This is a genomic window from Curvibacter lanceolatus ATCC 14669, from assembly GCF_000381265.1.
GTDB classification, from domain to species: Bacteria; Pseudomonadota; Gammaproteobacteria; order Burkholderiales; family Burkholderiaceae_C; genus Curvibacter; species Curvibacter lanceolatus.
The window spans coordinates 153994-173066 of sequence record NZ_KB906253.1 but is presented as its reverse complement, the minus strand read 5'-3'; the positions used below and the strand labels follow the sequence as shown (position 1 = coordinate 173066).

At 68.4% G+C, this 19073-nt stretch carries 13 protein-coding genes; 11 read left to right on the top strand and 2 right to left on the bottom strand.

All coding sequences use genetic code 11. The annotated features are described in order from the left end of the window. The first annotated feature begins 279 nt into the window (after positions 1 to 279). The 6 genes from F624_RS32005 to F624_RS0100780 all read left to right on the top strand — a co-directional run bounded on the left by F624_RS32005 (position 280) and on the right by F624_RS0100780 (position 9684). On the top strand, positions 280 to 2580 hold the full coding sequence (locus F624_RS32005; protein WP_019572344.1) for an AMP-binding protein: 2301 nt from the start codon (positions 280 to 282) through the stop codon (positions 2578 to 2580). Positions 2581 to 2595: 15 nt separating this feature from the next. After that, positions 2596 to 3573 carry an ABC transporter permease gene (locus tag F624_RS0100800; RefSeq protein ID WP_019572343.1) on the top strand — a complete coding sequence of 326 codons (978 nt, stop codon included), beginning with the start codon at positions 2596 to 2598 and terminating at the stop codon, positions 3571 to 3573. A gap of 103 nt (positions 3574 to 3676) precedes the next feature. After that, positions 3677 to 4669, top strand: a complete 993-nt coding sequence (locus F624_RS0100795; protein ID WP_157443258.1) for a sugar ABC transporter substrate-binding protein — start codon at positions 3677 to 3679, stop codon at positions 4667 to 4669. A 151-nt stretch (positions 4670 to 4820) separates the two neighbouring features. Further along, a complete protein-coding gene (locus F624_RS0100790) occupies positions 4821 to 7016 on the top strand; it encodes an ABC transporter permease (RefSeq protein WP_019572341.1) in 2196 nt (731 codons plus the stop codon). Beyond that, entirely contained in the window at positions 7016 to 8128 is a 1113-nt protein-coding gene (locus F624_RS0100785) for an SMP-30/gluconolactonase/LRE family protein (RefSeq protein WP_019572340.1), read from the top strand. The genes F624_RS0100790 and F624_RS0100785 overlap by 1 nt, the downstream gene beginning before the upstream one ends. Further along, entirely contained in the window at positions 8125 to 9684 is a 1560-nt protein-coding gene (locus F624_RS0100780; protein WP_019572339.1) for a sugar ABC transporter ATP-binding protein, read from the top strand. The genes F624_RS0100785 and F624_RS0100780 overlap by 4 nt, the downstream gene beginning before the upstream one ends. A gap of 37 nt (positions 9685 to 9721) precedes the next feature. Here the strand turns inward: F624_RS0100780 and F624_RS0100775 are convergent, their stop codons facing one another. Further along, the gene (locus F624_RS0100775) at positions 9722 to 10720 is read right to left on the bottom strand and encodes a LacI family DNA-binding transcriptional regulator (RefSeq protein ID WP_019572338.1); all 999 of its coding nucleotides are present in this window, start codon (positions 10718 to 10720) and stop codon (positions 9722 to 9724) included. A 243-nt stretch (positions 10721 to 10963) separates the two neighbouring features. Between F624_RS0100775 and ptsP the strand changes: the two genes are divergently transcribed. Genes ptsP through F624_RS0100760 form a run of 3 tightly spaced genes read left to right on the top strand, consistent with a single transcriptional unit; the run spans position 10964 to position 16337 of the window. After that, on the top strand, positions 10964 to 13492 hold the full coding sequence (gene ptsP, locus F624_RS0100770; RefSeq protein WP_019572337.1) for a phosphoenolpyruvate--protein phosphotransferase: 2529 nt from the start codon (positions 10964 to 10966) through the stop codon (positions 13490 to 13492). Continuing rightward, positions 13489 to 14472, top strand: a complete 984-nt coding sequence (locus F624_RS0100765; RefSeq protein ID WP_019572336.1) for a 1-phosphofructokinase family hexose kinase — start codon at positions 13489 to 13491, stop codon at positions 14470 to 14472. The genes ptsP and F624_RS0100765 overlap by 4 nt, the downstream gene beginning before the upstream one ends. 56 nt (positions 14473 to 14528) lie before the next feature. After that, positions 14529 to 16337, top strand: coding sequence for a fructose-specific PTS transporter subunit EIIC (locus F624_RS0100760; protein WP_019572335.1), 1809 nt, complete (start codon positions 14529 to 14531; stop codon positions 16335 to 16337). A 158-nt stretch (positions 16338 to 16495) separates the two neighbouring features. Here the strand turns inward: F624_RS0100760 and F624_RS0100755 are convergent, their stop codons facing one another. After that, complete coding sequence (locus F624_RS0100755; RefSeq protein ID WP_019572334.1) at positions 16496 to 17398, bottom strand: LysR family transcriptional regulator; 903 nt, start codon at positions 17396 to 17398, stop codon at positions 16496 to 16498. A 179-nt stretch (positions 17399 to 17577) separates the two neighbouring features. Here F624_RS0100755 and F624_RS0100750 point away from each other — a divergent pair, with 179 nt between their 5' ends. Both F624_RS0100750 and F624_RS0100745 read left to right on the top strand, forming a co-directional pair. Next, on the top strand, positions 17578 to 18297 hold the full coding sequence (locus F624_RS0100750) for a pirin family protein (RefSeq protein WP_031253760.1): 720 nt from the start codon (positions 17578 to 17580) through the stop codon (positions 18295 to 18297). A gap of 119 nt (positions 18298 to 18416) precedes the next feature. Beyond that, complete coding sequence (locus F624_RS0100745) at positions 18417 to 19070, top strand: hydrolase (RefSeq protein ID WP_019572332.1); 654 nt, start codon at positions 18417 to 18419, stop codon at positions 19068 to 19070. Positions 19071 to 19073: the final 3 nt, after the last annotated feature.

Here is a 19073-nt window from a genome sequence, read left to right as displayed (position 1 = left end):
TTGTCACAGGCCGGGGTCAGGTCTGTTTCAAACGCCGTCCTGCCCGAGCCAGGTCCGCAGCCCCCAGCCAGCCACCTGAAGAGGTCCGACCCAGAGCAGGCCTGGCTGCAAACCGAGGGCAACAAGCCCGAACTGGGTGTCACGCATCCGACAGATGGTGCTTTGCATCAAAGGGTTTTCCTTAGCTGAAAAGCCTTTCAGGAGGTCTATCTTTCCGCCAGTCGACAAGCTTACCCGCCGGTAACCTGATCTCGATGAAGCCAGGAAAGGTCGGTACCCGTGCCTAAAACTGTTGCTGCAAGCGCCCCGAGCGGCAAGTCGCCCGAGCCCGCGGGCTCGCCCTGGGCCACCCGCCATGAACGCGAACCCGCGCGTCAGGCCAAGAAGGAAGCCGTGCTGCTGGCCGCCGCCCGGCTGTTCACCAAAAACGGCTTCCAGCACACCTCGCTGGACGACATTGCGCGCAGCCTGGGGGTGTCCAAGCCCACGCTGTACTACTACGTCGACAACAAGGAACAGATTCTTTTCGACTGCGTGGAACGGGGCCTGGCCGAGTTTCACACCGGCCTGGCCCAGCTGCAGGGCCAGGGCCTGAGCGGGCGCGAGCGCCTGCGCGCCGCCATGGCCTTGTACGCCAGCGTGGTGACGGGTGATTTCGGCCAATGCGTGATCCGCCTGGGCGAAGACACCCTGCCCGAAGAGCGGCGCCGCGAGCTGCGCCGCCTCAAGCGCCAGGTGGACGCCGATTTCCGGGCCCTGATCGACGAGGGCATGCTGGCCGGCTGGATCGTCACCGGCGATGCCGCCGTGGCCTCCTTCACCGTGGTCGGCGCCCTGAGCGGCATCGGTCGCTGGTACCGGCCCAGCCAGCACAGCGCCGAGGCCTTGCGCCACGCCGTGGACCACTGCCTGGAGATGTTGTTGCGTGGCGTCCTGAGCGCGCCCACTGCAACCCAGGCCCACCCCGCCCAGACTGGAGACAGCATGCCCCTGACGCGTCGCGAAACCCATTTCCAGAACCGGGTGCTGCGCTGCTACAGCGATCGTCCGGCCAGCCTGGCCCACATGATGCTGAAAGCCGCCCAGACCCACCCCGACGCACCGGCGCTGGTGTCAGGCGAGCTGCGGCTGAGCTGGCGTGAGCTGCAACACACGGCGGCCCGATACGCCGCCGGTCTGGCCCGGCTGGGCGTTCAGCCCGGTGACCGGGTGGCCTTGCACATGGCGAACCGGCCTGAGTTCGTGCTGTTGGCCCTGGCCTGCGCCTGGATGGGTGCCGTGCTGGTGCCCATCAGCGACCGGGCCCGGGGGCTGGAACTGGCCCATGCCCTGGCCGATTCCGAGGCCGTGGCCGTGGTGTGCGCGCCCGAGCTGGTGGAATGGTTTCCGCACGATGCCCCATCCCCAGGCTTGCGCTGGCGGCTGGTGTGCGGCAGCCAGGCCGTGGCCGGTTTCAGCGCCCTGTCGGGCCTGCTGCAAGGCGAGGCCATGGCCCAGCCCCATGCCGTGCCCGAAGACGAACTGGCCGTGCTGCTCTACACCTCGGGCACCACCGGCAAGCCCAAGGGGGCGATGATCTGCCAGCTCAACATCATCCATTCGGTGATGCACTTTGCGCAGGTGATGGCCTTGGGGCCCCAGGAGCGCACGCTGGTGGCGGTGCCTCTGAGCCACGTCACGGGCCTGGTGGCCCAGCTCTACACCATGCTGCACTGCGCTGGCTGCCTGGTGCTGATGCCCCCTTTCAAGGCCGGCGAGTTCTTGCGCCTGGCAGAGGCCGAGCGCATCACCCACACCATCATGGTGCCGGCCATGTACAACCTGTGCCTGCTGCTGCCCGATCTGCACACGCACGACCTGGGGCACTGGCGCATCGGGGCCTTTGGCGGTGCCTCGATGTCGACCGCCACCATCGATGCGCTGGCCCAGCGCCTGCCGGGCCTGACGCTGATGAACGCCTATGGCGCCACCGAGACCTGCTCACCCGCCACGATCATGCCGCCCGGCCAGACCGACCACCACCGCGACAGCGTGGGCCAGGCCGTGCCCTGTGGCGAGGTGTGCATCGTCGACGACGATGGCCGCGAGTTGCCGCGCGGCAGCGTGGGCGAGATCTGGATCGCCGGGCCGATGGTGGTGCCGGGCTACTGGCGCAACGAGGCGGCCACCGCCAACGAGTTCCGGGGGGGCTTCTGGCGCTCAGGCGACATCGGCAGCCTGGACGCCGAAGGCTATCTGCGCATCCTCGACCGCAAGAAGGACATCATCAACCGCGGGGGCTACAAGGTGTACTGCGCCGCGGTGGAGAACGTGCTGGCCGAGCATCCGCAGGTCATCGAGGTGGCGCTGGTCGGCGTGCCCTGCGCCGTGCTGGGCGAACGCGTGCATGCCTTCGTCACCGTGCGGGCGCTGGGCGACGACACCCAGGCCCCGGTGCTGCAGGCCTTCTGCGCCGAACGCATGGCCGACTACGCCGTGCCCGAGACCTGGACCATCGACACCGAGCCCTTGCCACGCAACCTCAACGGCAAGCTCGTCAAGCGGGAGCTGCGCCGCTCGCTCAATGCCGCCCTGACCTGACCCTAGGAGCCCACCATGACCCTCCCCAAGCTGCGTGCCACCCAGCAGACCATCGTGTTTGCCCTGTTCATCGTGATGTTCCTGGGCTTCACGGTGCTGCTGCCCGGCTTCTCCAACCTCGACAACCTGCTCACACTGCTGCAGAACGTGGCCATCCTCGGCATCCTGGGGCTGGGCATGGCGGTGGTGGTCATCGGCCGCGGCATCGACATCTCGATGATTGCCGCGCTGGCCGTGCCCGCGGGCCTGATGCTGCAGCTGGTGGCCAACGGGCAGTCGATGGCCTCGGCCGGGCTGATGGCGCTGGGCCTGTCGCTGGCCTTTGGCCTGGTCAATGGCTGGCTGATTGCCTATGCCGAGGTGCCCTCGCTGTTCACCACTCTGGCTTCGGGCCTGTTTCTGGCCGGTCTGGGCCAGGCGGCCATCTTCCAGCTCGAGGTGGTGCAGTGGCCCGCGGCGCTGGATGCCGTGGCCGGCATCGGGCGCGGCTCGCTCGGCGGCATTCCCATGCCCGTGATCATGTTTGCGCTGGCCTCGGCCCTGATGGCCTTGCTGCTGCGCAAGGTGCGCGCCGGCGCGTTCATCTACGCGATTGGCGACAACCCCTTCAGTGCCCGCGCCACCGGCCTGCCCACGCGACCGGTGATCGTCTTCGAGTACGTTCTGGCGGCCTTGATCGGGCTGTTTGCAGGCCTGGTGATGGCGGCCTCCGTCAACAGCATGCCCACCCGCATCTACAACTCGACCATGGTCTATGACGTGGTGCTGGTGGTGGTGCTGGGCGGCATCGGCCTGTCGGGCGGGCGCGGCGGGGTGGCCAATGTGGTGATCGGCACGCTGCTGATCGGCACCATGCTCAATGGCATGACCATCATGGACATCTCGTACTCGGTGCAGAACATCATCAAGGGCCTGGTGCTGCTGGCCGCGATTCTGATCGACTCGGTGCTCAACCCGCGCAACGAAGAGACGGCCCAGCAGGGCGACATCTAGAGCCCCCCACCCCTTCCGTTTTCGGTACGCCGCACGCCCGGCCTCAGGCGCTTTTGATCCTCAAACAAGCAAGGAGACAAGCATGCAAAACACAGGAAAGTGGATGACAACCCTCACCGGTCTGGCGCTGGCCCTGGGCCTGGCCGGCAGCGCGCTGGCCCAGAGCAAAGGGCTGGACGAGCCGTTTCGAGACGGCTACAAGAAGGCGCTGGCGGGCAAGACCGTGGGCTACATCCCGGTGGCCATGGGCTTTGACCTGGCCCAGGGCTGGTACCAGGGCCTGAAGAAAGAGCTCGAGCCCTCGGGCATGAAGGTGGTGGCGCGCGACCCGAACTGGAACACCAATGCCGGCGCCCAGGCCTTCACGTCGCTGATCGCCGAGAAGCCGGCCGCCATCGTGATCCACAACCCCGATGTGCAGACCTATGCCAAGCTGATCAAGAAGGCCGAGGACGAGGGCATCTACGTGGTGCAGATCAACATGCGTTCGGCGCAGCCGTCGACCGTGTTCGTCGGGGCCGACTGGGTGGACATCGGCGAGCGCACCACCAGCGCGGTGGTCGAGGCCTGCAAGGGCAAGTCGAACAAGATCGCCATCGTGCAGGGCGCCCCCACGGCGGCCGCCAGCGCCTACACCCTCAAGGGCGTGGAGAACGTGCTGGCCAAGAACCCGGCCGTGAAAGTGGTCTCCAACCAGGCCGCCGACTGGGACGCCGCCAAGGCCAAGGCCCTGACCCAGACCGTGCTCAAACAGCACCCCGATCTGTGCGGCATCGTGGGCTTCTGGGACGGCATGGACATCGGCACCGCCGCAGCCATCAAGGAGGCCGGCCTGACGGGCAAGGTGTACCTCGCCACCTCGGGCGGCGGCGAGCAAAAGGGTGCGTGCGACATGGTCAAGAGCGGTGGCTTTGACTACGACATCAGCTACGACGTGCCCACACAGGCCAGCAACATGGCGGCCATGATCAAGTGGCTGGTGCAAAACGGCCTCAAGGCGGGCCAGGCGCGGCAGAACATCTACACCACGCTGATCCCGATCACCAAAGAAAACGCCGGCACCGACGGTACCTGCTGGAAGCTGGCCGCCAAGTAAGCCAAGCCCCAAGCCGCCTGCGCGGCTGTGCGGCTGCGCGCGCATCAACCGTGCCTCAGCACCCCCAGGGGCCGCTGGGCCGGCCCCCCCAACGCCGGCGTCCGGCCTGCCCCTGTGCCAGGGGCGCTTCACCGATGGATGGAAACCTGCCATGAGTGACCCTTCAAGCACCACCTTGCCACCTCTGTTGCAGGCGGGCGCGCCGCCGCGCCAGGGCCCGGACGCGCCAACGTGGTCCGAGACACTGACCCGCCTGCGCTACCGCTATTGGCCCGACCACTGGGTGGGCGAGATCCTGTCCAAGCGCTGGACCGAGACCGCCATCCCGGTGATCCTGCTGCTGGCGGTGCTGATCGCCTCGGGCCAGTTGCTGCCCAACTTCTACAGCATGGCCGTGCTGGCCGACACCTTGCGGCAGGCCGGCGAGGTGGGCTTCGTGGTGCTGGGCCTGGCCCTGGTGATGATCGTGGGGGGCATCGACCTATCGGTGGGGTCGATCTTTGCGCTGACCAATTTCAGTGCGCTGATGATGATGCACGTGCTCAAGTGGCCGGTGCCAGCCGCGGTGCTGGGCACCCTGGTCACCGGGGCGCTGCTCGGGGGCATCAACGGGGTGCTGATCGGCTATCTGCGGCTGCGCGCCTTCCTGACCACCTTGATCACGCTGATCATCTTCCGCTCGCTGTACGAGATCCTGAGCCTGCGCTATTCCACCGAGATCGCGGGCAACCTGCCCGACTCGGCCTGGTGGGATTTTCTGGGCGGCGGCACGTTTCTGGAGATCCCCTCCGTGGCCTGGGTCTACGCCGTGGTGGCCATCGCAGGCCACCTGATGCTGACCCGGCTGCGCTGGGGCTGGCATGTGATGGCCATCGGCGGCTCGCGCCGCTCGGCCTACAACTGCGGCATCGCCGTGCGCCGCACCGTGGCCTTGAGCTATGTGGGCAGCGGCGTGCTGACGGCCGTGGGGGGCTGCTTCTTCGCGTCACGGCTGGCCACGGCGGGCGCCGACATCGGCGTGGGCATGGAGGTGCTGGTGCTGACCGCGGCCGTGCTGGGCGGCATCAGCCTGGGGGGCGGCCGCGGCTCGGTGACCAAGGCGCTGGTGGGCACCCTGGTGGTGCTGCTGATCACCAACGGTCTGACCTCGCTGTCGGCCCCTGGCGGCGTGACGCGCATGGTGCTGGCCGGCATCCTGATCGCAGCGGCCGCCATCGATGTGCGCTGGCTCAAGAACCGCCACCGCATCATCAGCAAGGTGTACGTGAGCCCCACCTACCTGCGCCTGCCCGCCGCGCCCGACTGCAGTGCCCAGGCACACAGCGCCTGGGCCGTGAACAACAAGCTGCGCGATGTGGAGCTGATCGGCCTGGGCCGCATCGAGGCGCCCGAGGACGTGATCCTGGACCGCGACAACCACCTGTATGCGGGCTCGCGCCATGGCGACATCATCCGGTTCAAGGCGCCCGACTACCAGGAGATGGAGGTCTTTGCCCACATTGGCGGCCAGCCCCTGGGCATGGCGTTTGACCGCGACTGGAACCTGCTGGTCTGTGTGGGCGGCATGGGCCTGTACAAGGTGACGCCACAGCGCGAGGTGCACTGCGTGACCGATGAAACCAACCGCAGCTGGGCCTCGATCAACGACGACAGCCGCCTGCGCCTGGCCGACGACCTGGACATCGCCCCCGACGGCCGCATCTTCTTCAGCGAGGCCACCACCCGCTATGAAATGCACGAGTGGCCGGTGGACGGGCTGGAGGCCCGCGGCAATGGCCGCATCGTGTGCCACGACCCACGTGACGGCAGCACCCGCACCCTGTTGCGCAGGCTGAAGTTTCCCAACGGCATCAGCGTGGCCAGCGACGGCCAGTCCATCCTGTTTGCCGAAACCTGGGGCTGCTGCGTCAAGCGCTACTGGTTTGACGGGCCGCGCCAGGGCCAGGTCGAGGTGGTGCTGGACAACCTGCCGGGCTACCCCGACAACATCAACCTGGCTTCGGACGGCCACTACTGGATGGCCCTGGTGGGCATGCGGGCGCCGGCCTACGACCTGGCCATGCGCATGCCGGGCTTCAGGCGCCGCATGGCCAAGCGGGTGCCGGTGGACGAATGGCTGTTCCCCAACATCAACACCGGCTGCGTGCTCAAGTTCAGCGAGCGCGGCGAGGTGCTTGAAACCCTGTGGGACCTGGGTGGCGAGAACCACCCCATGATCACCTCGATGCGCGAGCACCGGGGCTACCTCTACCTGGGCGGCATTTCCAACAACCGCATCGGCCGCTACAAGCTGCCCGACGCGAAGGCGGATTTCGCCCATTACGAACAACGCTGGGAGCAACACTGATGCTGGCCACCTTCAGACAACTGAGCGACCGCTTTCTGGGCCGGGGCGAGGCGGCCATCACCGTGCCCGTGATGGACGGCGCCCTCAAGCCGAACCGGGCCCTGGACGAGGCCCAGGTGGTGGCCCAGCTGCCGGGCCTGAACGACCTGGCCTGCGATGGGCGCCAGCTGTGGATGAGCGCGGGCAACGCCCTCTACCGCCTGGACCAGAACAGCACGCCCGTGGAGCAGCTGCGCTTTGACCGCCCCATCACCGCGCTGGCTCTGCAGGGGCCCGAGCGCCTGGCCGTGGCACTGGCCGGCAGCGAGCTGCGCATCCTGCACCGCCGGGGCACCGACTGGACCACCGAGGCCAGCCTGCAGACGCTGGCGGGCACGCCGCTGCTCAGCGTGAACGCGCTGGGCTTCGATACCCAGGGGCGATTGCTGTTCAGCGAAGGCTCTTCGCGCCACGGCACCGAGGCCTGGTGCCATGACCTGATGACGCTGGGCCGCACGGGGCGCGTGGGCTGCTGGACGTCGGGCGCGCCGCAGACCGAGCTGCTGGCCCAGGGGCTGCGCCACGCGTTTGGCGTGCTGGCGCTGGGCTCGCGGGTGCTGGTCAGCGAAAGCTGGCATCACCGCGTACTCGACCTCAGCGGCGCCGGCCCGCGCCAGGGCCACCCGCTGAGCGCCGAACTGGTGGGCTACCCGTCGCGCATGGCGCTGGATGACAGCGGTGGCTTCTGGCTGAGCTGCTTTGTGTGTCGCTCGCAACTGGTCGAGTTCGTGCTGCGCGAGCCCGCCTACCGCCAGCGCATGGTGGCGGAGATCGACCCTCGCCACTGGATCGCGCCGGCCTTGTCGTCGGGCCAGAGCTTTCTGGAGCCGTTGCAGGGTGCGGGCGTCAAGCAGATGGGCGTGCTCAAGCCCTGGGCGCCCCCGCGCTCCTATGGTCTGGTGCTCAGGGTGGCGGCCGATGGCCGGGTGCTGTCGTCGCTGCACAGCCAGGTGGACGGGCAGCACCACGGCATCACGGCGGTGGCCCAGCTGGGCCACGCCTTGTATGTGGCCTCGCGCGGTGCGGGGCGCTTGTTGCGGCTGGACACCCAGCCGGCAGGGAGTACGACATGACGGTTTCTCAGCTGGATTCCCCCCACGCTTCCCCCCACGCCACAGCCCCTGCCCCGCTGGCCGACGAGGTGGTGCTGGAGCTGCGCCAGGCCACCAAGAAATACGGCGGGGTGCCAGCCGTCGACGGGGTGAATTTTGACCTGCGGCGCGGCGAGATCCATGCCCTGCTGGGCGAGAACGGTGCCGGCAAGTCCACCCTGACCAAGATCATGGCCGGGGTGGTGGCCCTGAGCGACGGGCAGATGCTGGTCGAGGGGCGCGAGGTGCAGCTCAAGACCCCCCTGGAGGCGCGTGACGCGGGCATTGCCATGGTGTTCCAGGAGACCAGCCTGGTGCCCACCATGACGGTGGCGCAGAACCTGTTTCTGGGGCAGGAGCAGTTCTTCAACCGCTTGCGCGGGGTGTACATCTCGGCGCAGCAGTTTCTGCAGTCGCTCAACTTCGATGTCGACCCCACGGCCACGGTCAGCCTGCTGGGCGCCGCCAAGAAGCAGATGGTGGAGATTGCCCGCGCCGTGCTGCACCAGGCGCGCATCATCATCTTTGACGAGCCCACCGCCAGCCTGACACCCGAAGAGAAGAAATACTTCTTCGACCTGATGCTCAATCTCAAGGCACGCGGGGTGTCGGTGATCTTCATCTCGCACGCCCTGGAAGAGGCCCTGCTGCTGGCCGACCGCATCACCGTGCTGCGCGACGGCCAGCACGTGGTGACCGACCTGAAGCAGAACTTCGACCGCGCCCGCATCATCCAGGCCATGGTGGGGCGCGACCTGTCGCAAACCCTGTACGGGCAGAGGAAGACCCACGTGCGGGCCCAGGGCGACTGCGTGCTGTCGGTGCGCAACCTGCGCATGGCCTCGATGGTGAAAAACAACTCGCTGTCGGTGTTTGCGGGTCAGGTGACCGGCGTGTTCGGGCTGGTGGGGGCTGGCCGCACCGAGACCTTCAAGGTGGTGGCCGGCCTGATCAAGCGCGACTTCTTCCACGGCGGCGAGGTGCTGCTGCGCGGGCGCCCGGTGCGCTACCGCGTGGCGCGCCAGGCCGTGGCCGATGGCATTGCCTACATCACCGAAGACCGCAAGGTGGAGGGCTTTTTCGAGACCATGTCCATCACCCAGAACATCTACATGGGCTGGCTGGGCAAGCTGGGCTCGATGTTCGGTCTGCTCGACCCGGGCCGCGCCGCCCGCATGGGCGAGCACTGGAGCCAGTTGCTCAATGTGCGCGCCATCAGCCGCGATGTGAAGGTGATCGAGCTGTCGGGCGGCAACCAGCAAAAGGTGGTGATTGCCAAGTCGCTGGTGCAAGACCCCGACGTGATCATCTTTGACGAGCCCACACGCGGGGTGGACGTGGGCGCCATCACCGAGATCCACGCCGAGATCAACCGGCTGGCCGATGCCGGCAAGGCGGTGGTGGTGATCTCGTCCTACCTGCCCGAGGTGATGGCCCTGTCCGACCGCATCCTGGTGGCCAAACAGGGCAAGGTGGTGGTCGAGTTCTCGGCCGATCAGGCCAGCCAGGAGGCCATCATGTACGCGGCTATCCACTGACGGGGCGGGGATGGGGGACGCCCGCCCCCGATCGGCGTCAGCCCTTGATGCCGTCCGGCCCCCGGCTGGACCCGCGGATCACCAACTGCCCCTCCAGCACCACCTTGCGCGCCGGCCGCTCCGGGTCGTCCATGCGCTGCAGCATCAACTCGGCCGCCGTGCGGCCGATGTCGTAAGTGGGCTGGGCGATCACGGTCACGTCCACCGAGGGCAACGCGGTCCAGTCGTTGTTGTCGAAGCCGGCCAGGCCGATCTGCCCCGGTGAACGCTTGCCCGCCGCCTGCAAGGCCTGCACCGCCCCCATCAACAGCAGGCCGTTGGAGGCCAGCAGCGCGTCGGGCCCGTCAGCCTGGGCCAGCAAGGCGGCGGCCACCTGGGTGCCGGCCTCGCGGGTGGGGGCCACACGGTGCACCTCGGGGCTGAGGCCGCGGGCCTGCAGGGCGGCTTCGTAGCCGGCCTGGCGCTCCTGGCCGGTGGTGCTTTGGTGGCCCACCAGCAGCGCAATGCGCCGGTAGCCCGCCGCCAGCAGGTGCTCGGTGAGCTGGCGCGCAGCCGCCTCGTTGTCGAGCAGCACCCGGTCCACCGGGGTGTCGGGCAGGGCCCGGTCCACCATCACCACCGGAAAGGGCCAGTCTGAGGCGCGAAAGCGCCGCAGGCCGTCCAGTGTGGGTGAATAGATCACCCCACTGGCCTGCTCATCGGCCATCAGCTGCAGGTAGGAGTGCTCTTTTTCGGGGTTCTCGTCGGTGTTGCAAAGGATCAGGCGCAGGCCATGGCGGTAGGCCATGTCTTCAACGGCCCGGCCCACATCGGTGAAAAAGGGGCTGCGGATGTCCGACACGATCAGGCCCAGCAGCGAGGCGCGCTGTTGCCGCAGCCGACGCGCCGCCAGATTGGGACGATAGCCCAGGGCAGCAATCGCTTCTTCAACCTGGGCGCGCAGCGCCGGGCGCACCGCCTGAGGTTGACTGAGCACCCGCGACACGGTGGTGGTGGACACACCGGCCTTGGCTGCGACGTCCTTGATACTGCTCACCTGGAAACCTTTCTCTTGCCGGCCTCCATGGTAACGCCGGCTGCCATGTTTGGTATCGATTCCAAATACAACATCAAAATGAGCTGTTCAATGGCCTTTCACCCTTCGTCAAATCTTGATTTTCAGACTTGAAACACAGGGATTACCCTGGTTATCAGACGCAAAACACCCCGAATCATTGCCATTCCTGAGAAACGACATCGATAATGCGCTCCTGAAATCGATACCAATTTGGAGACAGCGATGCCGATTCCGGTCGAAGTCCGTCTGGGGGCCGACCCCCACAACCGCGAAGACGCCGTGCGCGCCGCCGGGGCCTTGCTGGCCCAGGCCGGCCATGCGCTGCCGGCCTATGTGGACAGCCTGTTGCAGCGCGAGAAGCTGGCCAACACCTTTTTGGGCCAAGGCGTGGCCATCCCGCACGGGATGATCGAAGACCGCCACCTGGTGCAGAGCACCGGGCTGGCCGTGCTGCAGGTGCCGGCCGGTGTGCGCTGGGGCGACGATGCCAAGCAGGCCCACCTGGTGGTGGCCATTGCGGCGGCCTCCGACGAGCACATTGCTGTGCTGCGCCGCCTGACCCGCCTGATGCGCGACGAGGCCCTGATGCAGCGCCTGATCAGCACCCAAGACCCGCAAGACATCGTGCGCGCCCTGACCACCGACGGCGAGGCCGACGCGCCAGCGCCCTCGGCCCTGGAAGACTTTGCGCTGGGCCGCGAGGTGGCCCTGAGCTACCCCAACGGCCTGCACGCCCGCCCGGCCGGCCAATGGGCCCAGACCGCCCAGCGCTTTGCGGCCCGGGTGCACGTGCGCTACGACCAGGTGGTGGTGGACGCCAAGAACGTGGCCGCCCTGCTGAGCCTGGGCGCCGGTCGCGGCGCCACCCTGCGCCTGTCGGCCCAGGGGCCGGACGCCGAAGACGCGCTGCGCGCCTTGCGCGCCATCGTGGTTCGCCTGGGCGAAGAAGAAGCCCGCCAGGCCCAACTGGCCAGCTTCCGCCAAAGCCAGGCCCAGGGCCTGGGCCAGGTGCTGGGCGACTGGCAGCCGGCGGCGCGCCAGACCTTCACCGGCATCGCGGCCAGCCCCGGCCTGGTGATCGGCACCCTGGTGCAGGCGGCCGGGGCGGTGTTGCAGGTTGAAGACCATTTCCGCAGCGCCCCGCTGGAGGCCGAGGCCCTGGAGCAGGCCCTGCAGGCAGCCCTGGCCGAGCTGGAGGCCTGGTCCACCCAGGCGCGCAGCCAGGGCCAGAGCGAGCAGGCGGGCATCTTCAGCGCCCACGCCGGCCTGCTGCGCGACCCGCGCCTGCTGCAGGCGGTGAGCCGCGGCATCGTGCAGGGCCACGGCGCGGCCTGGGCCTGGCGCCAGGCCTTGGGCGAACGGGTGGCAGCCCAACGGGCCCTGCCCGACACCACCCTGGCCGCGCGGGCCGCCGACCTGCAGGATGCCGGCGACCGGGTGCTGCGCCACCTGCTGGGCCTGCCCTCCGAGGCCGTGGGCGGCGCCTGGCCGGCCGATGCCATCTTGCTGGCTGACGACCTGTCGCCCTCCTTCACCGCCCAGATCGACCCGGCGCGGGTGCGCGGCTTCTGCACCGCCAGTGGCGGCCCCACCGCCCACACCGCCATCCTGGCCCGCGCCCTGGGCCTGCCGGCCGTGGTGGCCGGCGGCCCCGACCTGCTGAAAGCCGACAGCGGCACCCCCGCCATCCTCGACGGCTACCGGGGCCGACTGTATGTGGCCCCCAGCGCCACCGCCCTGATCGAGGCGCAAGAAAGAATCGAAGGCCTGGCCCGCCGCCAGGCCGAAGAGGCCCGCAACCGCCTGCTGCCCGCCACCACCACCGACGGCCACACGGTGGAGATTGCGGCCAATGTGAACCGCGCCGACCAGGTGGCCCGCGCCCTGGAGGCCGGCGCCGAGGGCGTGGGCCTGATGCGCACCGAGTTCCTGTTTCTGGAGCGCGACACCGTGCCCGACGAAGAGGCCCAGTACCTGGCCCTGCGCGCCATGGTCGAGGCCCTGGGTGGGCGCCCGCTGGTGGTGCGCACGCTGGACATTGGCGGCGACAAGCAGGTGCCCCACCTGCAGCTGCCGGTGGAGGACAACCCCTTTCTGGGCGTGCGCGGCGCCCGCCTGGCCCTGCGCCGCGACGACCTGCTGCTGCCCCAGTTGCGCGCCCTGTACCGGGCGGCCCGGCATGGCCCGCTGCAGATCATGTTCCCGATGATCAGCACCGTGGAAGAAGTGCTGGAGCTGCGCCGGCGCATGGCCCAGGTGCGCGAAGAGCTGGACGCCCCCGAGGTGCCCATCGGCATCATGATCGAGGTGCCCTCGGCCGCCCTGCTGGCCGACCGCCTGGCCGCGCATGTTGACTTCTTCTCGATCGGCACCAACGACCTGACCCAATACACGCTGGCGGTGGACCGCCAGCACCCCGAATTGGCCGCCATGGCCGACAGCCTGCACCCCGCCGTGCTGCGCCTGGTCGAGCGCACCGTGGCCGGCGCGCGCCGCCATGGCCGCTGGGTGGGCGTTTGCGGGGGCTTGGCTGGCGAGCCGCTGGGCGCAGCCCTGCTGGTGGGCCTGGGCGTGGACGAGCTCTCGATGAGTGTGGGCGACCTGGGGCCCATCAAGGCCTTGCTGCGGCGCCACCGCCTGAGCGAGCTGCAAGCCCTGGCCCAGCGGGCCCTGGACCTGGACAGCGCCGACGAGGTGCGCGCCCTGGGCGCGGCCCTGCGCAGCGCAGACAGCACGGAGGCGCAGGCATGAGCGCCCGACTGATCACCATCACCCTCAACCCCGCCATCGACCAGACCGTGCGGCTGAGCCGGCTGGAGCCCGGCGCGGTGCACCGCGCCCTGGGCGAGCAGACCGAGGCCGGCGGCAAGGGCATTGGCGTGGCCGCCGTGCTGGCCGCCCTGGGCCGGCCGGTGACCGCCAGCGGCTGGCTGGGCGCCGACAACGACGCGGTGTTCCGCACCGCCTTTGCCAGCCACGGCATCGCCGACGCCTTGGTGCGCCTGCCCGGCGCCACCCGCACCAACATCAAGCTGGCCGTGTCCGAGCGAGGCGACAGCACCGACATCAACCTGCCCGGCCTGAGCCTGCCCCCCGAGGCCTTGCAGGCCGCCGAACAGCAGCTGCAGCAAACCCTGGCCGCCACCCTGGCGCCGGGCGACTGGTGCGAGCTGGCCGGCAGCCTGCCCCCGGGCACCGATGTGGCGCTGTGGGAGCGCCTGGCGCGCTGGCTGGCCAGCCGCGGCGCGCAGCTGGTGATCGACACCGGCGGCGCGGTGCTGGGGCAGCTGCTGGCCCGCCTGTCCGACCCGGCCTTGGGCCCGGTGGTGGCACCCGCCTTCATCAAGCCCAACCGGGCCGAGCTGGAAGAGCTGGTGGGCCAGCCCCTGCCCGATGCCCGGGCCGTGGCCGACGCGGCCCAGGCCCTGGCGCAACGGTACGGGGTGCAACAGATGGTGGTGTCGCTGGGCGCCGAAGGCGCCGTGATGGTCAACGCCCAGGGCCGCTGGCAGGCTGCCGCGCCCGCCGTGCCCGTGGCCACCACCGTGGGCGCGGGCGACGCCCTGGTGGCCGGCACCCTGGCCGCGCTGATGGACGGCCAGGCCATGCCGGCCGCAGGCGTGTTCGGCATGGCCTGTGCCGCCGCCCGCATCCAGCGCATCGCCCCCGGCCTGCCCCCGCTGCAAGAAGTGCGCGAGCTGGCCAGCCGCATCCACACCACGCCGATCTGAGCGCACCGATCTGACCGCCTCGATCTGAACCCCACACTGAGCACACGGAGACACGCATGGCGCAACTCATTGCCCTCGCGGCCAGCCAGGCTGGCCCCGCCCACAGCTTCATCACCGGCGAGGCCCTGCGGGCCGCCGCCGAACGCCAGGGCCACCACCTGGCCCTGTGGGTGAAAAGCCCGCTGGGCGACCAAGGCGTCTGGAGCGAGACCGAACGGGCCGGCGCCCTGGCCTGCATCGTGGCCTCGGACCTGGACACGCCCCTGCCCCCTCACCTGCAACCCCAGGTGCCCACCCTGCGCGTGACGCCGGCCGAGGTGCTGGCCGATGCCGAAGGCGTGCTGCGCCGCGCCCTGCTGCCGGCCGCTGGCGCCGCACAGCCAGGCTTGAACACCACAACGCCCACACCGCTGACACCGGCCGCGGCGCCTGCAGCCGCAAGCGCACCCCGTGTTCCTGCTACGCCCCTGCGCATCGTGGCCGTCACCTCCTACCCCACCGGCGTGGCCCACACCTTCATGGCGGCCGAGGCGCTGGAGCAAGGTGCCAAGGCCCTGGGCCACGCCATCCAGGTCGAAACCCAGGGCTCGGTGGGCGCACAGAACACCCTCAGCACCCAGGCCATTGCCGAGGCCGACCTGGTGATCATTGCCGCCGACACCCAGGTGAACCGCGAACGCTTTGTGGGCAAGCGCCTGCACGTGACCGGCACCAAGGCCGCCATCCACGACGCGGGCGCCGTGTTCACCGAGGCGGCCCGCCAGGCCGTGGTCTGGACCAGCGCCGCGGCCCCCACAGCAGCGGCTTCGGCCAGCGCAGCGCAGGCCGGCCCGCAGGCCCGCACCGGCGCCTACAAGCACCTGATGACGGGTGTGTCGTTCATGCTGCCCTTTGTGGTGGCCGGCGGCCTGCTGATTGCGCTGGCCTTTGCGCTGGGCGGCATCTATGTGTATGACGATGCCCACAAAGGCACGCTGGGCTGGGTGCTGTTCCAGGTCGGGGCCAAGGCCGGCTTTGCCCTGATGCTGCCGGCCCTGGCCGGCTACATCGCCTACTCGATCGCCGACCGCCCCGGCATTGCGCCGGGCATGATCGGCGGCCTGCTGGCCGGCACGGTGGGGGCCGGGTTTCTGGGCGCCATTGCGGCCGGCTTCATTGCCGGCTACAGCGTGCAGGCACTCAACCGCTACCTGCGCCTGCCGCGCGGGCTGGAGGGGCTCAAGCCCGTGCTGCTGCTGCCGCTGCTGGGCGCGGCCATCACCGGCGTGCTGATGCTGATGGTGATCGGCGAGCCCATGGCCGCCGTGATGGGCGCCCTGACCAGCTGGCTCAAGGGCCTGCAAACGGGCAGCGCCGTGATGCTGGGCCTGGTGCTGGGCGGCATGATGGCCGTGGACATGGGCGGGCCCGTCAACAAGGCGGCCTATGTGTTCTCCACCACCTTGATCGGCTCGGGCGTGACCGAACCCATGGCCGCGGCCATGGCCGGCGGCATGACCCCGCCGCTGGGCATCGCCCTGGCCTGCTGGCTGTTTCGCAGCCGCTTTCTGGCCGAAGAGCGCGACGCCGCCAAAGCCACCGCCGTGCTGGGCCTGGCCTTCATCTCCGAAGGCGCCATCCCCTACGTGGCGCGCGACCCCCTGCGCGTGATCCCGGCCTGCGTGCTCGGCTCGGCCGTGGCCGGTGGCCTGAGCATGTTCTGGCACATCGGCCTGCAGGCCCCCCACGGCGGCATCTTTGTGCTGGCCATCCCGAATGCCGTCAATCAGGTGCTGCTGTATGCCGCAGCGATTGCGGCGGGCACGGTGGTGACAGCGCTGGCGCTGGGGGTGGTGAAGCGGCCGGTGGCGGCCAAGGCTGCCTGAGCGTTCAAGGCCAGCCTGCCAAAGCACGGGGCGCTGGCGTGTAGGGCTGAGGGACAGGCTCAGCGCCCGAATCCCACCACGGCGATGCCCCCTTCGGGCCTGCGGACTGGCATCGAAGCCACAGCGATGCAGCCCCCTCTGCACGCCCCCTGCCCCCCTCACTTGGCCAGGATGTGCGGCAGCAGGGGCCGGGAGAGCCGATTCACCCACCACTTCAGCGCCTCGCCCTCGTGGCCGATCTTCCAGCCCAGCCAGAATTGCTCGTCAGGCCTGGGTTCCTGGCAAGGCAATTCGACCAGGGTGCCGCGGGCCAATTCAGACTGGATGCAGGCCAGGGGCAGAAAGCCATGGCCAAGCCCCGCCACCTGGTAGGCGATCTTGGCCTCCATCGAGGGCACGGTGATCCGCTTCTGGCCCAGCTGCACCCCCACCGTCCGCTCTGACAGGTGGCGTGCGCTGTCACCCACCACGATGGCGGTGTGCTGCAACAGCTCGTCCCGACTCAAGGGCAGCTGCGCCCTGGCCAAGGGGTGGGTTGGCGCCACACAAAAGCCAAAAGCGAGCGAACCCACGTTGACCGCCCGGTAGCCGCCGCCGGCCGGGCCATCGCCGGCCGCAATGACCAGATCGGCGCGATCGTCCCGCAAGGCCTCCCAGCTGCCGGTCAGGGCTTCGCAGGCGATGCGCAAACGGGTGCCACAACGCAGGTCTTCAAAAGCGCAGACATCTGGCGCCAGTGCACTGGGCGGGACCAAGGAATCATGGACCAGGCGCAACTCGGACTCATAGCCGGTCGCGATCTGGCACATCCGCGACTCCAGATCGGCTGCGGCATTGAGCAGCCACCGCCCTTCCTTGAGCATCTCCCGCCCTGGGGGCGTGAGGGTGATGCGCGGCCCGTTGCGCACAAACAAAGCCATGCCCAACTGGGCTTCGAGCTTGGTGATGGCATAGGACACCGTCGATGGCACCTTGTGAAGCCACTCGGCCGCCGCGGCGAATGAGCCATGCCTGTCAATCGCGTCCACCAACTCAATGGCTTCGAGGGTGATTTTCAACATGCTTGCAGCGCCCCATCTATGTTCGAATTTTTCGATTATGAAGCATGAAATTCTTCAATCCAAGGGGCTATTCCGAAACGGAAACTAACGTCTATTCATCGGAAACACCTCACTGATTGGTTGATTCGATGAAATTGATCATCAACCAGATCGAAAGATCACCCAGTCCGGAGAGCAGCATGCTTGAACTTCGCAAAGCCAACGATCGGGGCCTCGCCAACTTGGGTTGGCTTGAGTCGCGCCACACCTTCTCATTCGGTCACTACCGCGACCCCCAGCAGCAAGGCTTTTCTGAACTGCTGGTGATCAATGACGACAGGGTGCAAGCCGAGCAGGGCTTCGGCACCCACCCGCACAACAACATGGAGATCTTTTCCTATGTGCTCGAAGGGGCGCTGGAACACAAGGACTCGATGGGCACCGGCTCGGTCATCCACCCTGGCGACGTGCAGTTGATGAGCGCAGGCGCCGGGGTGCGGCACAGCGAGTTCAACCACTCGGCAACCGAGCCGCTGCACTTTCTGCAGATCTGGATCGTGCCCAACATCCGGGCGGCCAAGCCGGGCTACCAGCAAAAGCACTTCAGCGAAGCGGACAAGCGTGGCCGACTGGCCCTCATCATCTCGCCGGACGGTGCGGAGGGCTCACTGCGCATTCACCAGGACGCCCGCGTGTATGCCGGCCTGTTTGACGGTGACGAGGCCAGCACCTTGGCGCTGGGGCCGAACCGCTACGCCTATGTGCATGTGGCGCGCGGCAGCCTGGAGGTGAACGGGCAAAGGCTGGCCGAAGGCGATGGCGCCCGTGTGCGCCATGAAGAGGTGTTGCATTTGAGCGGTGGCCAGCGGGCCGAGGTGCTGGTCTTCAACCTGCCGCCGCGCGAGCTGCCCTCGCGGTGACATGCGGCCGGACACCGCCTCGACCACCTGACAAATCTTCAAGACGGCGCCGAACGCACTTGGCACGATCGGCGCGCTTCTGTTCATTTTTGTTCTCCCACACTTTCAAGGATCTCACCATGACCCTCACCGCCACCCCGACACCCGGCGCCAAACTGCTCACGCCATCGGACCACGCCCTGATCCTGATCGACTACCAGTCACAGATGTCGTTTGCCACGCAGTCGATCGATGCCATCCAGTTGCGCAACAACGCGGCCCTGATCTCGCGCGCCGCCAAGGGCTTTGGCGTGCCCACCATCCTCACCACCGTGGCGGAAAAGAGCTTCTCCGGCCCCATGTACGAAGAAATCACCTCCGCCTTCCCAGGCCAGGCGCTGATCGACCGCACCTCCATGAACACCTGGGAAGACGCCAACGTGATCCAGCAGGTCAATGCCATCGGGCGTGACCGCGTGGTGCTGGGCGGGCTCTGGACCTCGGTTTGCATCGTCGGCCCGGCCTTGTCTGCACTGGCACAGGGCTATGAGGTGTATGTCATTGCCGATGCGTGCGGTGATGTGTCGGCAGAAGCCCACAACCGTGCCATGGATCGCATGGTTCAAGCCGGCGCCCGCCCCATGACCGCGCTGCAATACCTGCTGGAACTGCAACGTGACTGGGCGCGCACCGACACCTATGAGCTCACCACGGGCATTGCCAAGCAGTACGGCGGCGCCTATGGCCTGGGCATCACCTACGCCAAGACCATGTTCGGCGCCCACGAAGGCTGACAG

Bases quoted from the DNA above. Each gene is read 5' to 3' on its own strand.
- F624_RS0100800 (WP_019572343.1), top strand. From the start codon at position 2,596: ATGACCCTCCCCAAGCTGCGTGCCACCCAGCAGACCATCGTGTTTGCC.
- F624_RS0100795 (WP_157443258.1), top strand. From the start codon at position 3,677: ATGACAACCCTCACCGGTCTGGCGCTGGCCCTGGGCCTGGCCGGCAGC.
- F624_RS0100790 (WP_019572341.1), top strand. From the start codon at position 4,821: ATGAGTGACCCTTCAAGCACCACCTTGCCACCTCTGTTGCAGGCGGGC.
- F624_RS0100785 (WP_019572340.1), top strand. From the start codon at position 7,016: ATGCTGGCCACCTTCAGACAACTGAGCGACCGCTTTCTGGGCCGGGGC.
- F624_RS0100780 (WP_019572339.1), top strand. From the start codon at position 8,125: ATGACGGTTTCTCAGCTGGATTCCCCCCACGCTTCCCCCCACGCCACA.
- ptsP (WP_019572337.1), top strand. From the start codon at position 10,964: ATGCCGATTCCGGTCGAAGTCCGTCTGGGGGCCGACCCCCACAACCGC.
- F624_RS0100765 (WP_019572336.1), top strand. From the start codon at position 13,489: ATGAGCGCCCGACTGATCACCATCACCCTCAACCCCGCCATCGACCAG.
- F624_RS0100760 (WP_019572335.1), top strand. From the start codon at position 14,529: ATGGCGCAACTCATTGCCCTCGCGGCCAGCCAGGCTGGCCCCGCCCAC.
- F624_RS0100755 (WP_019572334.1), bottom strand. From the start codon at position 17,398: ATGTTGAAAATCACCCTCGAAGCCATTGAGTTGGTGGACGCGATTGAC.
- F624_RS0100750 (WP_031253760.1), top strand. From the start codon at position 17,578: ATGCTTGAACTTCGCAAAGCCAACGATCGGGGCCTCGCCAACTTGGGT.
- F624_RS0100745 (WP_019572332.1), top strand. From the start codon at position 18,417: ATGACCCTCACCGCCACCCCGACACCCGGCGCCAAACTGCTCACGCCA.